The 17534-nt window shown below is 72.5% G+C and carries 18 protein-coding genes; 6 read left to right on the top strand and 12 right to left on the bottom strand.

Going from position 1 to position 17534, the window contains the following annotated elements:
* Positions 1 to 16 precede the first annotated feature (16 nt).
* The 4 genes from ADK64_RS06055 to ADK64_RS06040 are packed head-to-tail and all read left to right on the top strand — an operon-like array spanning position 17 to position 4096.
* The gene (locus ADK64_RS06055; protein WP_053656018.1) at positions 17 to 2635 is read left to right on the top strand and encodes a sensor histidine kinase; all 2619 of its coding nucleotides are present in this window, start codon (positions 17 to 19) and stop codon (positions 2633 to 2635) included.
* A complete protein-coding gene (locus ADK64_RS06050) occupies positions 2632 to 3108 on the top strand; it encodes a roadblock/LC7 domain-containing protein (protein WP_053655755.1) in 477 nt (158 codons plus the stop codon). The genes ADK64_RS06055 and ADK64_RS06050 overlap by 4 nt, the downstream gene beginning before the upstream one ends.
* Before the next feature lie 12 nt (positions 3109 to 3120).
* On the top strand, positions 3121 to 3510 hold the full coding sequence (locus ADK64_RS06045) for a DUF742 domain-containing protein (RefSeq protein WP_053655751.1): 390 nt from the start codon (positions 3121 to 3123) through the stop codon (positions 3508 to 3510).
* Complete coding sequence (locus ADK64_RS06040; RefSeq protein WP_053655749.1) at positions 3497 to 4096, top strand: GTP-binding protein; 600 nt, start codon at positions 3497 to 3499, stop codon at positions 4094 to 4096. The genes ADK64_RS06045 and ADK64_RS06040 overlap by 14 nt, the downstream gene beginning before the upstream one ends.
* A gap of 31 nt (positions 4097 to 4127) precedes the next feature.
* Here ADK64_RS06040 and ADK64_RS06035 read toward each other — a convergent pair whose 3' ends face one another.
* The 7 genes from ADK64_RS06035 to ADK64_RS06005 form a co-directional block, all read right to left on the bottom strand.
* Positions 4128 to 5492: a (2,3-dihydroxybenzoyl)adenylate synthase gene (locus ADK64_RS06035; protein WP_053656017.1), complete on the bottom strand. Its 1365-nt coding sequence runs from the start codon at positions 5490 to 5492 to the stop codon at positions 4128 to 4130.
* Between the two features lie 154 nt (positions 5493 to 5646).
* Positions 5647 to 6315, bottom strand: a complete 669-nt coding sequence (locus tag ADK64_RS06030; protein ID WP_053655747.1) for an ABC transporter permease — start codon at positions 6313 to 6315, stop codon at positions 5647 to 5649.
* Entirely contained in the window at positions 6312 to 6965 is a 654-nt protein-coding gene (locus tag ADK64_RS06025; protein WP_053655746.1) for an ABC transporter permease, read from the bottom strand. The genes ADK64_RS06030 and ADK64_RS06025 overlap by 4 nt, the downstream gene beginning before the upstream one ends.
* A complete protein-coding gene (locus ADK64_RS06020; protein WP_053655744.1) occupies positions 6962 to 8140 on the bottom strand; it encodes an ABC transporter ATP-binding protein in 1179 nt (392 codons plus the stop codon). The genes ADK64_RS06025 and ADK64_RS06020 overlap by 4 nt, the downstream gene beginning before the upstream one ends.
* Positions 8141 to 8262: 122 nt before the next feature.
* Positions 8263 to 8982, bottom strand: coding sequence for an FAD:protein FMN transferase (locus ADK64_RS06015; RefSeq protein ID WP_053655742.1), 720 nt, complete (start codon positions 8980 to 8982; stop codon positions 8263 to 8265).
* A 1-nt stretch (position 8983) separates the two neighbouring features.
* On the bottom strand, positions 8984 to 9418 hold the full coding sequence (locus ADK64_RS06010; protein WP_053655740.1) for an FMN-binding protein: 435 nt from the start codon (positions 9416 to 9418) through the stop codon (positions 8984 to 8986).
* Positions 9419 to 9434: 16 nt separating this feature from the next.
* A complete protein-coding gene (locus ADK64_RS06005) occupies positions 9435 to 10772 on the bottom strand; it encodes a ferric reductase-like transmembrane domain-containing protein (protein ID WP_053655738.1) in 1338 nt (445 codons plus the stop codon).
* A 270-nt stretch (positions 10773 to 11042) separates the two neighbouring features.
* Between ADK64_RS06005 and ADK64_RS42475 the strand changes: the two genes are divergently transcribed.
* Entirely contained in the window at positions 11043 to 11288 is a 246-nt protein-coding gene (locus ADK64_RS42475) for an ATP-binding protein (RefSeq protein WP_324614362.1), read from the top strand.
* A 21-nt stretch (positions 11289 to 11309) separates the two neighbouring features.
* On the opposite strand, the gene ADK64_RS05995 is transcribed toward ADK64_RS42475, so the two are convergent.
* From ADK64_RS05995 to ADK64_RS05975, 5 genes are all read right to left on the bottom strand, one after another.
* Positions 11310 to 12653, bottom strand: coding sequence for a PP2C family protein-serine/threonine phosphatase (locus ADK64_RS05995; protein ID WP_234384469.1), 1344 nt, complete (start codon positions 12651 to 12653; stop codon positions 11310 to 11312).
* A 264-nt stretch (positions 12654 to 12917) separates the two neighbouring features.
* Positions 12918 to 13325 carry a peptide-methionine (R)-S-oxide reductase MsrB gene (gene msrB / locus ADK64_RS05990; protein ID WP_053655731.1) on the bottom strand — a complete coding sequence of 136 codons (408 nt, stop codon included), beginning with the start codon at positions 13323 to 13325 and terminating at the stop codon, positions 12918 to 12920.
* Positions 13326 to 13339: 14 nt separating this feature from the next.
* Positions 13340 to 14731, bottom strand: a complete 1392-nt coding sequence (gene murC, locus ADK64_RS05985) for a UDP-N-acetylmuramate--L-alanine ligase (RefSeq protein ID WP_053655729.1) — start codon at positions 14729 to 14731, stop codon at positions 13340 to 13342.
* Between the two features lie 128 nt (positions 14732 to 14859).
* Entirely contained in the window at positions 14860 to 15333 is a 474-nt protein-coding gene (locus ADK64_RS05980) for an indole-3-glycerol phosphate synthase (protein ID WP_199829492.1), read from the bottom strand.
* Positions 15334 to 15463: 130 nt separating this feature from the next.
* A complete protein-coding gene (locus ADK64_RS05975) occupies positions 15464 to 16333 on the bottom strand; it encodes a pyrimidine reductase family protein (RefSeq protein ID WP_078992505.1) in 870 nt (289 codons plus the stop codon).
* Positions 16334 to 16370: 37 nt separating this feature from the next.
* Between ADK64_RS05975 and zapE the strand changes: the two genes are divergently transcribed.
* Complete coding sequence (zapE, locus tag ADK64_RS05970) at positions 16371 to 17474, top strand: cell division protein ZapE (RefSeq protein ID WP_053655725.1); 1104 nt, start codon at positions 16371 to 16373, stop codon at positions 17472 to 17474.
* The last annotated feature ends 60 nt before the right edge of the window (positions 17475 to 17534 follow it).

The raw sequence follows: 17534 nt of genomic DNA, 5'->3' as shown, positions 1-17534 counted from the left end.
CGAGAAGGAGGCCCGTGTGTCCACGAACCAGGTGGACGCGCCCGCCCGGCACGCCCCCGCGCGGGGCGGAGCAGGGGATTTCGCCGACCGCTGGCCCTTCCGCCGCAAGCTCAACCTGCTGGTGGGCATCCCACTGGGCGTGATCGCCGTCCTGCTGTCGTACCTCTTCACCGACCTGGTGCAGGAATACGGCAGCGCCGCCTCGGCGGCCCGGCTGGTGCGGGACAGCACCGAGGTGGCGCGGCTCGTGGACCGGGTGGAGGCCGAGCACCAGCAGGCCATCCTGCTCTCGGCGCGCTACGAGTCCGGGTACTCCCAGCCCTCGACGTCGGCCTACGGCGCGGCCCAGGACGCGGTCGACGCCCAGGTGGTCACGGTCCGCGCGGCCTTCGGCGACCGGCTGCCCGACGGCGAGGCACAGGCGCTGCGCGAGATCGACAGCCTGTCCGGGCTGCGGACCTCGGTCGAGCAGTCGTACGTGCCCGCCGACACCATCGACCCGTCCTACGCCCACGCCGCCCAGGCGCTGATCGACGGCCTCGGCCTGGACCGCAACGCCGATCTCGCCACGACCTTCACCGGCAATCTGCTGGACTCGCTGCTGCGCGCGGACGCCGCCCACGGCGCCTTCGAGACCAACGTGTTCGCCGCGACGACGGGCGACACCAACGCGCTGATCGAGTTCACCAACGCGGTCGGCGCCTACGACCTCTACAGCCACCAGGCCGACCGCTTCACCCGGTTCGCCACCGAGGCGCAGGCCGAGCGCCTCGCCGGCGTCGAGCACACCCCGGCGCAGCGCACCATCGCCCAGTCCTTCGCCGAGTTGCAGGTGGGGGTCGGCCGGCTCCAGGCGAACAGCCAGGAGGAGATCCGGCAGGCGGTCCAGAACGCGCTGACTGACTACCCGGCCTATCCCGAACAGGCCGCCGCCCGGCTGAGGATCACCACCGCGCTGATCGACCAGATCGCCGACCGCGCGGACGACACGGCCGGTTCCGCGCGGTGGCGGGCCGGTCTGCTGCTGAGCGGCGCACTGATCGCGTTCGCGTTGTGGATCGCGTTCGCGGTGCTGGTGCGCCGCTCGGTGATCCGGCCCGTGACGGCGCTGACCGGGGCCGCGCGGGAGGTCGCCGAGGTGGCCGGGCGCGAGCTGGCCCGGGTCGCCGACGACGACGCCGAGGACGACGGGCCGCCCCGGCTGCGGGACATGCCGGTCACCGCGCCCGACGAGATCGGCGAGCTGGCCGAGGCGTTCAACCAGGTGCAGACCACCGCCGGCGCGCTGCTGGAACGGCAAGTGGTCAGCCGCCGCAACACCGCCGAGATGTTCGGCAACGTGGGCCGCCGTGTCAGCAATCTGACGACACGTCAACTGGCGCTGATCGACGCGGTGGAGCGCGGCGAGACGGATCCGGCGCTGCTGGAGCGGCTGTACTCCATCGACCACATCGCCGTACGTCTGCGCCGCAACGCCGACAGCCTGATGCTGCTGGCCGGTATCCGCGAGACCGTGCTGGGCGTGGGGCCGACACCGGTGTCCAACGTCGTCCGGGCCGCACTCGGGCAGATCGAGGGCTATCAGCGGGTACGGCTGTACGCCGCGTCGGACGCCAAGGTCGAGCCGGACGTCATCGGCGACCTCACGCTGATGCTGGCCGAACTCCTGGAGAACGCGGTGTCGTTCTCGCCCGAGGGCAGCCCGGTGGAGGTGACCGTCCGCTCGATGGCCGACGGCGCCCACGTCGTCGTCACCGACCACGGTCTCGGCATGAGCGCCGAGCGGCTCGCCGAGGAGAACGCCCGGCTGATCCGGCGCGAACGCCTCGACCTGGTGCCGACCAAGGTGCTCGGCCTGTTCGTGGTCGGTGCGCTGGCGCGCCGCTGGGAGATCGCGGTCGAGCTGACCCGCACGCCGGGCGGCGGTGTGACGGCGGAGGCGACCCTGCCGCCCTCGCTCCTGCTGACGGCGGCTCCGGCGGCCGGTACACCGGTCACCGTGACGCCGGCCGACGCGGCGGCGCCGAGCGGACCGAAGCCGGCGGAGAGCGTGCCGGACCGGGATGCGGCGGCCCCCTCCGGCGCCGGCCGGCCGAGGCCCCGTGCCTCGGGCTCCGCCCCGGCCGGCCCCGGCCGCCCGTCCGGAGCCGACGCCCCGCTCCCCCGCCGTGTCCCGCGCCGCGAGCCGGTCCCCGGCCCGACGCCGGGGAACGGCGAGGCGTGCGAGAACGAGCGAGCGCACGAGATCGACCGAGCTGAGGAGACCGGTCGGGCTCAGGAGACCGGTCGGGCTCAGGAGACCGGTCGGGCGGACGAGACCGACCAGCCGCAGGAAACCGGCCCAGCGAAGGAGGACGGCCGGACGGCGGCCGTACCCGGCGTCCGCCCCCTGCGCCGCCGCGTGCGTGGCGCCACGCTCGGTACCACCGCCGGCGCGACGCCCACCCTGCCGCAGGCGGTCCGCACCCGGGACGCGGAGGCCGAGCGCACCGCGCTGGAGGAGTTCGAGGCGGCCGTCGCCCGCGCCCACCGGGACACCGGGTCCGCACCCCGCACCGGCCCGCACCCCCGCCCCCCGCACGACCCCGAGCGCACCCCCCTTCCCCTTCCCCTCCCCGAAGGAGCCGAGAGTTGAGCACGTCGACAGGTGACACCCCGACGGGCGGCGCCGCGCCGATCGATCTGCAGGCGGCCGCCGCCGACTTCACCTGGCTGCTGAACCGTTTCGCGACCGAGACCGCGGGCGTCGTGGACGCGATTGCCGTGTCCTCCGACGGTCTGCTGATCGCGGTGTCGGAGCTGCGCGAACACGCCGACTCCGAGCGGCTCGCGGCGATCGTCTCGGGCATCACCAGCCTCGCCGCGGGCGCCTCCGGCAACTACGGCCTGGGCGGCCTCAACAAGGTCATCATCGATCTGGAAGGCGGCCATGTCATCGTCTCGGCGATCGGCAGCGGCGCCGTGCTCGGCGTCGTCACCGACAAGGAGGCGAAGCTCGGCAACATCGCCTACGAGATGACCCTCTTCGCCAACCGCGCCGGCGCCGCGCTCAGCCCGCAGCTGGTGCTGGAGCTGAAGAACTCCGTCGGCACCGCGTCGGCGCGCTGAGAAAGATCAGGTATGGACCCGGTCGGCCCCGCCCCCGCCGTACGGCCGTTCCTGGTCACCGCCGGCCGGGTCGCGGACGCCGGCTCGGAGCGGGCGCTGCCCCTGGAGACCCAGGTGGTGGCCACCGCCGCGGGCCTCGACTCGCTCGCCGGGCTCTCCTTCGAGCAGCACGACATCGTCGCCGCCTGCCGGCTGCCGCAGTCCCTGGCGGAACTGGCGGCCCGGCTGCGACTGCACCTGAACGTGGTCCGCGTCCTGGCCGAAGACCTGCACGAGGCGGGGCAGTTGGCGGTGTACGTGCCCGACGCCGGCGCCACCCGCGACGCGTCCGTCCTGCGCAGGCTCATCGATGGCCTCAGGGCCGTCCCCGACTCCCGAGGGGTACCGAGTGACACCGACTGAACCGCTCGCGCGGAACACGGCCGCCGCCACCGCCGTACGGCCGCCGCTGCCGGTGAAGATGGTGATCGCGGGCGGCTTCGGCGTGGGCAAGACCACCGCCGTCGGCGCGATCTCGGAGATCGAGCCGCTGACCACCGAGGCGTCGATCACCGAGGTCGCGGCGGGCGTGGACGATCTGACGCACACCCCGCGCAAGACCACGACGACCGTGGCGATGGACTTCGGCTGCCTCACCATCGACCCGACGCTGAAGCTGTACCTGTTCGGCACGCCCGGGCAGGAGCGGTTCGGGTTCATGTGGGACGACATCGTGGAGGGCGCGGTCGGCGGGCTCGTCATCGTCGACACCCGGCGGCTGGACGACTGCTACGCGGCCGTCGACTACTTCGAGCACAAGGACATCCCGTTCGCCGTCGCGGTCAACGCCTTCGACGGGCGGGTGGAGCACACCCTGGAGGAGGTCCGCTGGGCGCTGGACGTCTCCGCCGGTGTGCCGGTGGTGGTGTTCGACGCCCGGGAGCAGGGCTCGGTCCGGGACGCGCTGCTCGTCGTACTCGAACTGGCACTGGCCCGCGCCGGGTCGTAGCCGATGGCACGGGCAGCAGGTGCGTGTCGCGTTACGCGTGCGGGATGTCCGGCACGCCCGGAACGGCCTCCGTGCGGCCTTCGACGACGAGGTTGCCCTCTTCGGTGAGGCGGGCGACGGCACCGGACCTGTAGAAACCGTCGGCGGTGAAGGCGCGGGCGTTCTGGTCGGAGGCTTTGTAGTAGCCGCGCAGGGTGCAGGGGCCGCGTGCACAGAGCCGTCCGGGAGTTCCCGCCGGTACGTCGGTGCCCTCCGGGTCGGTGATGCGGATCTCGTCCGCCGGCGAGAGGGGGCGGCCTTGCGTGTGCCGGATGACCTCGTCGCTGTCGGTGAGGCGGGTGAGGCAGAGCAGTCCCTCCGCCAGCCCGAAGACCTGTTGGAGGCGGCAGTCGAAGGCCGACGGGAGGCTGGCCGCGAGTCCGGGCGGCAGCGGTGCGCCGCCGAGCTGGATGAGGCGCAGGCTGGAGACGTCGTACCGGCCGTCGGGGAGGGCGTCGAGCCACTCCTGCGCGACAGCGGGGACGAGGGAGGTGACGGTCACCTTCTCGGTCTCGATCGCGCGGAGGGCTTCGTCGGGGCCGGGGTTGTCGATCAGCACGACGGTGCCGCCGGTGGCGAGGGTGCCGACGACGCCGGGACAGCCGAAGGCGAAGTCGGACTCGGCGGGGAGGGCTGCGAGGTAGACGTCCTCGGGGCCGAGGCCGGTCAGCTCGGCTGCGGCCCGGGCCTGGTACGCGTAGTCGTTGTGCGTGCGCGGGACCAGCTCGGGCGCGGATGTGCTGTCGCCCGAGAGCAGGAAGAACGCGACGTCGTTGGGGTCGTACGTGCGGTCCGGGTCGCGCGGGGCGTCTACCGAGCGCAGGGGGAAGAACAGGCATCCGCTGGGGGCGGTGGAGAAGCCTCCCCGGGCGCCTTCGGGGCCGTCGAGGGTGAAGGCGCGGCGCAGCCGCGGATGGCCGTCGCTGATCTCCGCGGCCATTTTGGCGTGATCGAAGCCGCGGTGGAGGCTCGGGCCGATGTAGGCGGCGGCCTCGGTGAGATGGGCGAGCCGGCCGATCACGTCGGCGTGGTGCGAGATGGGCGCGAGCATCGGGAGGGCGCCGGCCCGCATGAGGGCGTAGACGGTGATGACGAACTCGGCCACGTTCGGGAGCTGGACGATGACCCGGTCGCCGGGGCGGACGCCCCGCAGCGCGAGCCCGGCTGCCACGCGGTCGACGCGGCGGTTCAGCTCGCGGTAGGTGAGGCGACGTCCGTCGTGGACGAGAGCCGTACGGGTGGCGTGTGTGCGGGCGTGCTCGGCGAGGAGCTGGGGCAGGGCGGCGCCCCGGTAGTAACCGTGGTCGTAGTAGCGGCCGATGGTCTCGGGCGGGCGCGAGGTGCAGCCGTCCAGCATGGTGCGCACTCCTTCCTGGTGGCAGGTGTCGCCGGCCTTGCGCACTCGCCCCGCCGACGGACCGTCAGTGTCCCGGATGCGCTCCGCGTCGGGCAGTGGAGGATCACCCGAGGAACTGCCTCGAGCGGCGGTGCGGTCGGCCAACGGCCGGCCCTCAGCCGCTCCTGCGCACCCCCGGTGACACCGCGAGCCGGGCCGCCGACCAGAACAGCGCGAGGGTCACGAGGGCCAGTCCGGCGACGAGGGTGGCGCCGCCTACGACCTTCTCGTAGTTCTTCTGGTAGAGGCCGTCCATGATGTACCGGCCCAGTCCGCCGAGGCTGACGTAGGCGGCGATGGTGGCGGTGGAGACGATCTGGATGGCTGCCGCGCGCAGACCGCTCAGGATCAACGGAAGCGCGACCGGTACCTCGACCTGGAACAGGACGCGGGCCTCGGACATCCCCATGCCCCGCGCGGCGTCCACCGGGGACGGGTCGACGGAGCGGATCGCCTCGTAGGTGGTGACCAGGATCGGTGGTACGGCGAGCACGACCAGCGGGATCATCACCGGTACCAGGCCGAACCCGATCCAGATGAACATCAGCACCAGCAGACCGAAGCTGGGCAGCGCCCGGCCGGCCGTGGCGATCAGGGCCAGCGCGTTTCCGCCCCGGCCGTAGTGGCCGGTGGCCAGGCCGATGGGCAGCCCGATCACGGTGGCGAGCAGCAGGGCTTCCAGCGAGTACTTGACGTGTTCGCCGAGCCGGGTCGGGATGCCGTCGTAGCCGTGCCAGTGGGCACTGTCGCTGAAGAAGGCGTGCGCGAAGTTCAGTACGTTCACCGGGTGGCGCCCTTCTTCGGCATCCAGGGGGTGAGGAAGCGGCGGACGAGGACCAGCACCGCGTCGGCGAGGATGCCGAGGATCCCGATGGTCAGCACCGCGTTCACGGCGAGCGCGGGCCGGTGGTAGGTCTGGGCGTCGTAGAGCATGTTGCCGAGGGCGCCCTGGTTGCCGATGAGCATGCCGACGCTGACCAGGGAGATGCTGGACACGGTCGCCACTCTCAGGCCCGCGATGATCGCGGGCACGGCGATGGGCAACTGAACCTGGAAGTAACGGCGTACGGGGCCGAAGCCCATCGCCTGCGCCGCGGCCAGGGTCTCCTGCGGCACCGAGCGGACGCCGTCCACGATGGCCGGGACCAGCACCACCAGGCTGTAGAGCGCGAGCGGGATCATCACGGTGGTCTCGCTCTGCCCGAAGTAGTCGATGAGGACGACGAAGAAGGCCAGCGAGGGGATCGAGTAGAGCACGGTGGTGATGCCGAGCACGGGCGGGTAGACCCAGCGGAACCGTACGCAGAGCTGGGCCACCGGCAGGGAGACGATCAGGCCGGCCAGCACCGGCAGGAGGGCCTCGCGCAGATGCAGTCCGATGAGCCCGGAGTAGCTGTGCTGGAGGTCGCTCGGGAGGTCGAAGAAGCCGTTCATCGGGCGGCCTTGGCATCGGATGCCGCGTCGGATTCCGCGTCGACGCCCGCGTCGGGGCCCGCGCCTGTGGCGTCCGCGGCCCGGCTGTGCGCGGCGCGGATCGCCTCGCCGATGACCTGCTGGGAGACGACGCCGACGGCGCGTCCCTCGCCGTCCACCGCGACGGCGAAGCCGGTGGGTGAGAGCACGGCGCCGTCGAGCGCGGTCCGCAGCGAGTCGGTGCCGGGCACGAACGGGCGTCCGTGGTCGATGAGTTGGCCCACGTCGACGGCCCCGGCGGTGAGCCGGCCCGGTTCGCTCCAGCCCAGCGGCCTGCCACCCTCGTCGGTGACGAGGAGGTAGGGGACGGAGGCGTGCGAGGCGATCGTCGCCGCGTCGGCGTCGACGCCCACGATCGGCGCGGTCTCCAGCCGCAGACCGGCGGACGGGAAGAAGGACAGCCGGCGGATGCCGCGGTCGGCGCCGAGGAAGTCCTCCACGAAGGCGTCGGCGGGCGCGCTGAGCAGCTCGGCGGGCGGCGCGAACTGGGCGAGCCGGCCGCCGGTGCGCAGGACGGCGACCATCGTGCCCAGCTTGATCGCCTCGTCGATGTCGTGCGTGACGAAGACGATGGTCTTGCCCAACTCGTCCTGGATGCGCAGTAGTTCGTCCTGCAGTCCCTTGCGCACGACCGGGTCCACGGCGGAGAACGGCTCGTCCATCAGCAGCACCGGCGGATCGGCGGCGAGCGCCCGGGCCACGCCGACGCGCTGCTGCTGGCCGCCGGAGAGCTGGTACGGGTACCGCTTGGCCAGCGCGGCGTCGAGCCCCACCCGTGCCATCAGTTCGGCGGCCCGGGCCCGGGCCTCCCTCTTGGGCGTGCCGAGCAGACGGGGCACGGTGGCGATGTTGTCGAGGATGGTGCGGTGCTGGAAGAGTCCGGCGTTCTGGATGACGTAACCCATGGAACGGCGCAGGGTGTTGACCGGCTGCTGTCGGATGTCCGTGCCGTCGAGGAGGATGCTGCCCTCGCTGGGCTCCACCATCCGGTTGATCATCCGCAGCGTCGTCGTCTTGCCGCAGCCCGAGGGCCCGACGAGGACGGTGATCGCGCGGTCCGGTATCTCCAGCGACAGCCGGTCGACCGCGACCGTGCCGTCCGGATACCGCTTCGTGACTGAGTCTATCCGTATCAAAACGCCGAATACCCTTCGGGTTTGGCAGATTTCCGCCCGTTTTCGGCCAAAGTCTTTGGTGCGCAGGCCGTTGCGGGGAGAGTCTAGACCGCGAGTGTTTCAGCGTTTTGGCGGGCGAATGGCTAGACCAGCGGGAGCCCCGGCGTACGGAGCACGCTCCGGGCGGCGTCGACCGCGAGCACCTCGCAGCCGGCGCGGGCGGCGGCCCAGGCGGGGCCGTCGGTGCCCAGTGCGAAGGCGGCCGTGGCGGTCGCGTCGGCCTCGGTCAGTGTCGGGGCCAGCACGGTGAGGCTGAGCAGCCCGGTCGCGGGGCGTCCGGTGCGGCCGTCGAGGATGTGGTCGCCGCGCTCGTACCGTCCCGAGGTCGCCACCGCCGCGTCGGTGACCTCCAGCACGGCACAGACCTGGCCGGCCTGTTCCGGATGCCGTATCCCGACCCGCCACGGTCCGCCGGAGACGACCACGTCACCGCCGGCGTTGAGGCAGAACCGCCGGGCCCCGGCCGCCGACAGCAGCCCGGCCGCCCGCTGCACGGACCAGCCCTTGACCACCGCGCAGGGGTCGAACCCCCGGCCGGGCAGCCGGACCTCGAAGGCACCGCCGGTCGCCTCCCGGAGGCGCGCGCACAGGGCGAGGACCTCCGTCAGATCCGCGCTCAGCTCGCCGTCCGCCACCTCGCCACGCCCGTACCGGGACACCTCGCTGTCGGGTCTGAACGGGCTGAACCGGACGTCCACTTCACGCAGCCACGCGAACACGGCGTCGGCGGCCCGGCTGAAGTCGCCCGCGTCGTCGACCCGCAGCGAGACCGGGAAACCCATGACGTGCTCGACCCGCCGCACCTCAGGTGCCCTTGGCGTCGATCGCGGCCTGGAGGGACTGCTTGTACCCCTCGCTCGTGATCGTGGCCCCGGACACCGCGTCGATGTGGGCGCTCTGTGCCTTCAGCGTCTCCGCGATCAGCTCGGGCACGGCCCACTTGGTCTGCGGATGGTGCGGTGCCTGGAGCATCCGCACGGAGGCGATCCGGTCGCCCCGGAAGGTCACCTCGACCTGGAAGAGGCCCTTCACGGTGTTCACCTCGGTGCCTCGGACGACCTTCGTGGACGACGCAGGCGCCGATGCGGAGGACGACGGGGACGAAGGGGTGCGCGAGGGGGGCGTGGCGGGCTCCACGGCCTGCGTCGTCGTGGACGATGTGCCGGTCGACGGGTGGTAGCGCCACACCGGGATCAGACCCGCGACGGTCAGCAGGAAGACGGGAACGGCTCGTTTCACGGCGGGTCACCCTCTCTCAGCCCGCGAGGCTGAAGCGCTCGAAGTGGATCTGCCTCTTGGGCACGCCCAGGTCGCCCAGGCTGCGCAGCACGGCGGTCATCATGCCGGGCGGTCCGCACAGGAAGACGTCGCGGTCGGCGAGGTCCGGGACCAGCCGGGCCAGTTCGCGCGGAGCGAGCCGGTCGGGAACGACGGGTCCGGTCACCAGGTGCAGTTCGGCTCCCTTGGCGAGGGCGAGGTCGCGCAGTTCGCCGTAGAGGACGGCGTCGCGGTCGGTGGCCACCCGGTAGAGGACCACGGCGTGACCCGCCAGGTCCTCCAGCAGCGCCCGGATGGGGGTGACACCGACGCCGCCGGCGATGAGCACGGCGTCCGGGCGGGTGCGGTGCAGTGTGGTAAAGGCGCCGTAGGGGCCCTCGGCGAAGACGCGGGTGCCGGGCTTGAGGTGGCGCAGGGCGGCGCTGCCGCTGCCCGCCGCCTTGGCGGTGAGGCGCAGTGTGCGGCCGTCGGGGGCGGCCGACAGGGAGAACGGGTTGGCCTGCCACCAGCGGTCCGGGGTGAGGAACCGCCACAGGAAGAACTGGCCGGCCCGCGCGGGCAGCCGGTCCAGATCCCGGCCGGTGACGTACACGGAGACGACGTCGTCGGACTCGGGGACGACTGCCGACACCCGCAGCCGGTGCCGCAGGTTCCGCGACAGCGGGAGCACCAGCCGGCCCAGCACCACCGCGCCGAGGGCCGCGCCCCACAGCGTGTACCAGTACGCCGTGGCGGCGGGCGACGAGGTGAAGGTCGTGCCGGCCGCGATCTGGTGGGTGAAGGCGAGGACCACGGCGACGTAGGTGTACAGGTGGATGAAGTGCCAGGTCTCGTAGGCGAGCCGGCGGCGGGCCCAGCGGGCCGAGACGGCGCCGGTCACGAGGATCAAGCACAGCGCGACGGCGGCCCGCAGCACACCCTCGACGGTCTCGGCGAGGTTCACGAGCTGGTTCACCGGATCCATCGAGGACGCCTGGGCGTAGCCGAAGGTGATGAACACGACGTGTGTGAGCAGGGTCCACAGGACGCCGAAGCCGGACCAGCGGTGCCAGGAGGTCAGCCGGTCCATGCCGATACGGCGGTCCAGCCAGGGCAGCCGGGCCACCAGCAGCAGCTGGAAGGCCATGAGCAGGGCGCCGTACAGGCCGCAGAGGCGGCCCAGCACGATCAGCGTGTTCGAGGCGAAGCCGGCCCGGGCGAAGAACCAGGCGACCACCACCGCGTTGGCGGCCAGCAGGGTGTACAGGCCGGTCCGGGCCACGGCCCGGGGGCGGATCGCCGCGAGGGGCGCGGGACGGGTCTGGAGGGTCGTCACGGACAACAGCTCCTTGATCGGGTCCTGGGTGACGAGCTTCGCCCGCGGATGCTGTCGGTTTCCTGTCGGACGACTTTCACTCGAGTATTGATGTGGCCGGCGGGGACCGGCACCTCTGGCAGAGCCGGACGGGTGCCGCAGGACGGGCGGGCGGAGAACGTACGACTGCTGGTCGTGGACGACGACCTGCACGGATCCGCCGGGTGCTGGGCAGCCTGCCGACCAACGCGGCGGTGCACACCCCCGCCCGGAACGAAGGTGTCCGTGACGGTGTCGGCCGGGGGGGGCGGTGAGGCATGCGTACGGAGCGCCGACACGGGCCCCGGCATCCCGGACACCGGCCGGGAGCGGGTCTTCGACCGCTTCTACCGCGTCGGCAAGGCCCGCGGCCGGGTCCGGGGCGGCAGCGGGCCGGGCCTGTCGCCGGCCCGGGCGCCGGTGCGGGCACACGCGGGGAGCCCGCGGCTGGACCGGGAGGACGGCAGGACGCGATTCACGGTACGGCTGCCGGCCTGAGGGGCCGGACGACCCGCACCCCTACGGCGGACCCGCGCCGGCCGGAGCCCCCTGCCGGGCGTGCGGCCGAGCGGCCAACGCGGCGACGTCGTCCTCCGCATGCCGCGCGTCCAGACGCCCGAGGATGGTCTCCAGGACGTCGTCGAGCCCGTCCCCGGCCGGGAAACGGACGGCGGACAGACGGGCCAGGGACTCGTCGATGTCCTCACCGCGGCGCTCCACCAGACCGTCGGTGAACAGCACGAGGGTCTGCCCGGGCGCCAGCGGATGGGTGGCCGACTCGTAGCCGCCGAGCCCGGTGCCCAGCGGCGGCCCCACGGGGACGGACAGCAGCGTGGCCTCGCCGTCCTCGGTGATGAGCGCCGGCGGCAGATGGCCGGCGCTGGCCAGCGTGAGCTGACCCCGGCCGGGGTCGACCCTGGCCAGCAGACAGGTCGCGGGCCGGCGATCGGCCTCCCGCGAGGCGATCTCGTCCATCTGGCGCAGTACCCGGTGCGGGGGCAGGTCGGCGGAGGCGATGTAACGCAGCGAGGAGCGGAAAGCGTTCATGTCGACGGCGGCCTCCAGGCCGTGCCCCATGACGTCCCCGACGACCAGCAGGGTCCGCCCGAAGTGCAGCCGCACGGTCTCGCACCAGTCGCCGCCGACCAGGACGCCTCCGCCGGCCGGGAGGTAGCGGATGGCGACGTCGAGGTTGGGGTGCGGGCGACCGGGCTCGGCGAGCAGGGCGCGTTGCAGGTCACCGGCGGTGCGGTTGACCTCGTCGTAGGCGCGGGCGTGCCGGACGTGCGAGGCGGCGCGCTCGGCGAGCAGGGCGAGCAGCTCGGCCTCCCCGGGGCGCAGCGGCTTCCCGGAGCGCGCCCACACCAGGACGCCGTAGACGTCCTCCCCGCTGGTCAGCGGCGCGCACAGGGCGGCCCGGGTGCTCGGGGCGCCCGCGTACCGCAGCCAGGGCTCGGCGGGGGCGTCCAGCGCCGGTGCGCCCGCCTCCCGGGCCGCCGCGGTGGCCCAGCGGGCGTCGGGCAGCACGTCCGCGTCGCCGGTGATCTCCTCGTACCCGGTGACGGTCTGGCCGGTCCGGCGCAGCACGGCGGCTGTTCCGCCCATCAGCCGTACGGCGGTCCGGGTCAGCTCGGCGCAGGTCGTGGACTCGTCGAGAGTGGTGCCGATCCCGGCGAGGGCGTCGCGCAGCGCGGCGAACCGCGGGCCGGCCGTGGCGGCATCGACGGCCGACACGGCCTCCGTGGCGGCCATGGCTCCCGCTGCCTTCGTGGACGTCAGGGCCTCCTCGTCGCTGTCGTCGGCGCGGCGGTGGCGGCCGTCGGCAGGCAGAGACCTGCGACGGGACTGGATCCAGCGCGCCACACCCAACACCCTCACAGAATCTCAAACCGGAGCAAGCAGGACATTAACCCCATCCGGCGCATCCGTCCCATCAGCCCCAGGGGCCCCGCATCCGGTCATATCACCGTGTACACCGCCGCGCGTTCGAGGTCGGCGGGACAGGCGTCCCGTGCTGTTCATCTTCGACCGAACGAAGCGTTTCGGACACGCCTTTTGCCAGATTCGGCGTGTCCATTGATCCCGTTGATGTCATTGCTTCACAGGATCACCGCGGGGCTCCCGGGCTCAGCCCTCGTCGGGAGTCAGGCGCAGAGAGATGGAGTTGATGCAGTACCGCTGGTCGGTCGGGGTCGCATAGCCCTCGCCCGCGAAGACGTGCCCGAGGTGGGAGCCGCAGCGGGCGCAGCGGACCTCCGTGCGGACCATGCCGTGGGAGCGGTCCTCGATCAGTTCGACCGCGTCGGTGTCCTTCGGGTCGTAGAAGGACGGCCAGCCGCAGTGCGACTCGAACTTGGTGGTGGAGGTGAACAGTTCGGCACCGCAGGCACGGCAGGAGTAGACGCCCTCGCTCTTGGTGTCCGTGTACTCACCGGTGAAGGCCGGCTCGGTGGCGGCCTGGCGCAGCACGGCGTACTCGGCCGGGTTCAGCTCCGCCCGCCACTGCTCGTCCGGCTTCTCGACGTCGTACGACATGAGCCTCAGCCCCTTTACTGCTGCGACAGGCGGTCCAGGATCAGCGGGCCCAGGTCGGTCACGTCGCCCGCGCCCATGGTGAGAACGAGATCACCGGGCTTCGCCATTCCCGCGATCACGGACGGGATCTCGGACTTGTCGTGCACGGCGGTGACGTCGGCGCCCGCCGCGCGCGCGGCCTCGATGATCAGGTCGCTGGTGACGCCCGGGATCGGGTCCTCGCGGGCCGGGTAGATGTCGAGCACCACCGAGGCGTCGGCGAGGGCGAGCGCCCGGCCCATCTCCTTGCCCAGCTCCTGGGTGCGGGAGAACAGGTGCGGCTGGAAGACGACGAGGATCCGGGAGTCGCCGGCGGCGGCGCGCATGGCCTCCAGGTCGGCGGTCATCTCGGTCGGGTGGTGGGCGTAGGAGTCGATCACCTGCGCCCCGGCCGCCTCGCCCTTGAGCTGGAGGCGCCGCTTGACCCCGGTGTAAGCGGCGAGCGCGGGCGCCAGTTCGGCGGCGGGGACGCCGAGGGCGGCGCCCGCGGTGAGCGCGGCGACGGCGTTGAGGGCGTAGTGCCGGCCGGGCACGGACACCGTGAAGGTCAGATCCTGCCCGTCGAGCACGACGGTGACCCGGCTCTTGAGCCCCTGCGGCACGATGGCCGGGACCCGCACGTCGGCGTCCTCGGCCTCGCCGTACGTCACCGTCCGCACCTTCCCGGCCAGCCGGCGGGTCAGCTCGCGCGCCCCCTCGTGGTCGGCGGAGATCACCAGCGTGCCGCCGGGCACGATCTTGCCGGCGAAGGTCTCGAAGGACTCGTAGATCTCGTCCATCGAGGCGTAGTTGGCGTGGTGGTCCAGCTCGACGTTGAGGACGATGGCGACCTCGGGCGCGTACTTGTGGAAGCTGCGGTCCGATTCGTCGGCCTCGGCCACGAAGATGTCGCCCGCGCCGTGCAGCGCGTTGGAACCGGGCGCGTCCAGGTCGCCGCCGATGGCGTACGACGGCTTCAGGCCCAGCTCGCCGAGGGAGACCGCCAGCATGGAGGTGGTGGTGGTCTTGCCGTGCGTGCCGGCCACGGCGATCGGCCGCAGTCCCGCCATCAGCGCTGCGAGCGCGTCGGAGCGGTGCACCACCGGGATGCCCAGCTCGGCGGCGCGGGCCAGCTCCGGGTTGTCCGCCCGGATGGCCGACGACACCACGACACAGCTCGCGTCGTCGGCGAGGTGCCCGGCCGCGTGTCCGATGTGCACGGTGGCACCGAACGACCGCAGCGCCTCGACGGTCGCGGACTCCTTGGCGTCACTGCCGGCCACCGCGGCCCCGCGCTGGGCGAGGATCTTGGCGATCCCCGACATCCCGGCGCCGCCGATGCCGATGAAGTGCGGTCGGTCCATGGCGGTAGGAAGGCCGGGTGCCATGTGTTCTTCTCCCAAGTACGGTGCGGGCTGGAGCAGGCCTAGCCTATGCCGACCCCAAGGGGCGCGGGGAACGGCGCGGGCGACCACGCCGCGGGCGCACCCGCGCACGCACGGCACCCCCGCGGCGCCTAGGCCTTGCTGTGCGAGAACAGCTTCAGCACCGGCACACCGACCCGGTGACGGGCCCGAGAAGCCCAGTCCCGGTGGAAGAACTCCTCCACGTAGTGCGGATCGGTCAGCACGATCACCTCGTCGGCGGACACCTCGGCGACGAGGGACTTCAGCGCGTCCAGCGGATGATTCTCGACCAGCCGCCCCTCGGCCTGGCTCCCGGCGGAGTGCAACGCCTGCACGGACACGTCGAGGGCCTGCTGTCCGATGTCCTTCGCCGCGTCGCCCGACGGGGTCTCCCGTTCGCGCACCGCCTCGTCGAGTTCGCCGAGCGCGATGTCGTCGATGGCCCGCAGCAGGCGGTCCGCCTGGTCGCCGCGCGGCTGGAGGAGCACGTGGAAGGTGACCGGCTCGTCTCCGTGCAAGGTGGTGACGAACTCCACGTCGGCGGACGTCAAGGCCTTCTCGATCATCAGAACGCTCGTGAACACCAAACGCCTCTTCTCCTCCGTGGGCCCTGACAGGGCCCCTGCGGAAACCATCCTGCCCCGTGATCGCACGGATCCTGCCGGATTAAGTCTGCCCTCCGGAAGTTAAACGGAACAGCATATTCCGCTGTTTTCAGGACCGACGGTAACGGCCGAACAGAAATCCGGCCTCCTCCAGCAGGGACACGAGTTCGAACCGGCGCGGTACGGCGACCGACGGCCCCCCGGCGATCCGCTGCGCGTCGCCCGCGGTGAGCATGGGCGACAGGGTCAGGCACATCTCGTCCAGCACGTCCGCGGCGATCAGCAGGCCGAGCAGCCGGGGCCCGCCCTCGGTGAGCAGCCGGGTGTGACCGAGGCCGGCCAGGGCGCGTACCGTGCGCGCGGGGTCGACGCCGCCGCCGTCACCGGCGATCACCACCCGGGCGCCGGCCTTCTCGGCGGCGGCGACGCGGTCCGCGGCGGCCGCGGCTCCGGTCAGGATCAGCGTGGGCACCAGGGGCGAGGTGAACAGCGGGAGCGAGAAGTCCAGGTCCAGGCTCGCGGTGACGACCGCGATCGCCGGTGCCGGGCCCTGCCCCGCGGCCGCACGGGCCTCGGCGAACTCGGCACGCGCGCGTGCGGGGCGGTACCCCTCCTGACGTACCGTTTCCGCGCCCACCACGACGACGTCCGCGAGCGCCCGCAACGTGCCGAAGACGCGCATGTCGGCGGTGCAGGAGATGGGCTGCGAGCGCCCGTCGTGCTGGGCGGCACCGTCCAGGGTGGAGACCATGTTGGCCCGCAGCCACGGCCGCGGCGCCCCCGGCCCGGGCTCCGGATACGCATAGGCGGCGGCCAGCTCGTCGAGCCCCCACTCACGATCACCGACCATCCCGGCACCGCCCGCACCGGCACCGGCGCCGTGCGCCGCCCCACCCCCCGCTCCTCCGCCAACGGCTCCGGCACCCCCGCCGGAGGCCTGGGCTGCTGTTTCGTAGGTCACAGGGAACAGGCGTCGCATGTCGTGCAGTGTGACACGGCGCTTAGCATGGGTAACCGTGTCGTCCTCCACCGCCGCCCCCGGATCCAGCCCTGTGACCGACGTGGGCCCCCTCTCCCTGTGCGCCCGTGAGCCGCGCGTCCCCGCGGACCGGCTGGTCGCCGAGATGGTGCCGCCACCGCGCTTCGACTCGGTCCGCTTCTCGAGCTACATACCGGACCCGAACCAGCCCAGCCAGACCGAGGCCGTGCGGGTCCTGGAGGGCTTCGCGGCCGGGCTCGGCGGGGCGCACGCCTCCGGCACCGGCAGGCGCGGCCTGTTCGGCTTCGGCAGGGCCAAAGCCCCCAAGGCCCCGGCCGGTCCGCGCGGGGTCTATCTGGACGGCGGCTACGGCGTCGGCAAGACCCATCTGCTCGCCTCCCTGTGGCACGCCACCCCGGCCGAGCCCTCCCGCAAGGCGTTCGGCACCTTCGTGGAGCTGACGAACCTGGTCGGCGCCCTCGGCTTCCAGCAGACGGTGCAGACCCTCTCCGGCCACCGCCTGCTGTGCATCGACGAGTTCGAGCTGGACGACCCGGGTGACACGGTCCTGGTGTCGACCCTGCTCGGCAAGCTGGTCGAGGCGGGCGTCGCGCTCGCCGCCACCTCCAACACGCTGCCCGGCAAGCTGGGCGAGGGCCGGTTCGCCGCGGCCGACTTCCTGCGCGAGATACAGGGCCTGTCGGCCCACTTCCGCGCCCTGCGCATCGACGGCGAGGACTACCGGCACCGGGGCCTGCCCGAGGCCCCCCGGCCGTTCACCGACGAAGAGGTGACGAAGGCGGCGTACGCCACCGAGGGCGCCTCGCTGGACGACTTCCCGCATCTGCTGGAGCACCTGGCCAAGGTCCACCCGAGCCGGTACGGCGCGCTGACCGACGAGGTCGCGGCCGTGTGCCTGACCGGCGTGGAGCCCGTGCCGGACCAGTCGACGGCGCTGCGGCTCGTCGTGCTCGCGGACCGGCTCTACGACCGCGAGGTCCCGGTACTGGCCTCGGGGCTGCCGTTCGACCGGCTGTTCAGCGAGGAGATGCTGAACGGCGGCTACCGCAAGAAGTACTTCCGCGCGATCTCGCGGCTCACCGCCCTGGCCCGCGACGCGAAGGGCCTCGTCGGCTCGTAGTCAAGAGCCAGTTCGCGCCACACGACCGGCGGTTTTCACGCTCTCTTGAGCTTGTAACGC

Source organism: Streptomyces sp. MMG1121 (assembly GCF_001280015.1).
GTDB lineage: Bacteria > Actinomycetota > Actinomycetes > Streptomycetales > Streptomycetaceae > Streptomyces.
This window is presented reverse-complemented; position numbering and strand designations above follow the sequence as displayed.

Excerpts from the sequence above, each read along its gene's own strand:
- ADK64_RS06035 (WP_053656017.1), bottom strand. The coding sequence starts at position 5,492 with ATGCTGGACGGCTGCACCTCGCGCCCGCCCGAGACCATCGGCCGCTAC.
- ADK64_RS05975 (WP_078992505.1), bottom strand. The coding sequence starts at position 16,333 with ATGCGACGCCTGTTCCCTGTGACCTACGAAACAGCAGCCCAGGCCTCC.
- ADK64_RS06045 (WP_053655751.1), top strand. The coding sequence starts at position 3,121 with ATGGACCCGGTCGGCCCCGCCCCCGCCGTACGGCCGTTCCTGGTCACC.
- murC (WP_053655729.1), bottom strand. The coding sequence starts at position 14,731 with ATGGCACCCGGCCTTCCTACCGCCATGGACCGACCGCACTTCATCGGC.
- ADK64_RS06025 (WP_053655746.1), bottom strand. The coding sequence starts at position 6,965 with ATGAACGGCTTCTTCGACCTCCCGAGCGACCTCCAGCACAGCTACTCC.
- msrB (WP_053655731.1), bottom strand. The coding sequence starts at position 13,325 with ATGTCGTACGACGTCGAGAAGCCGGACGAGCAGTGGCGGGCGGAGCTG.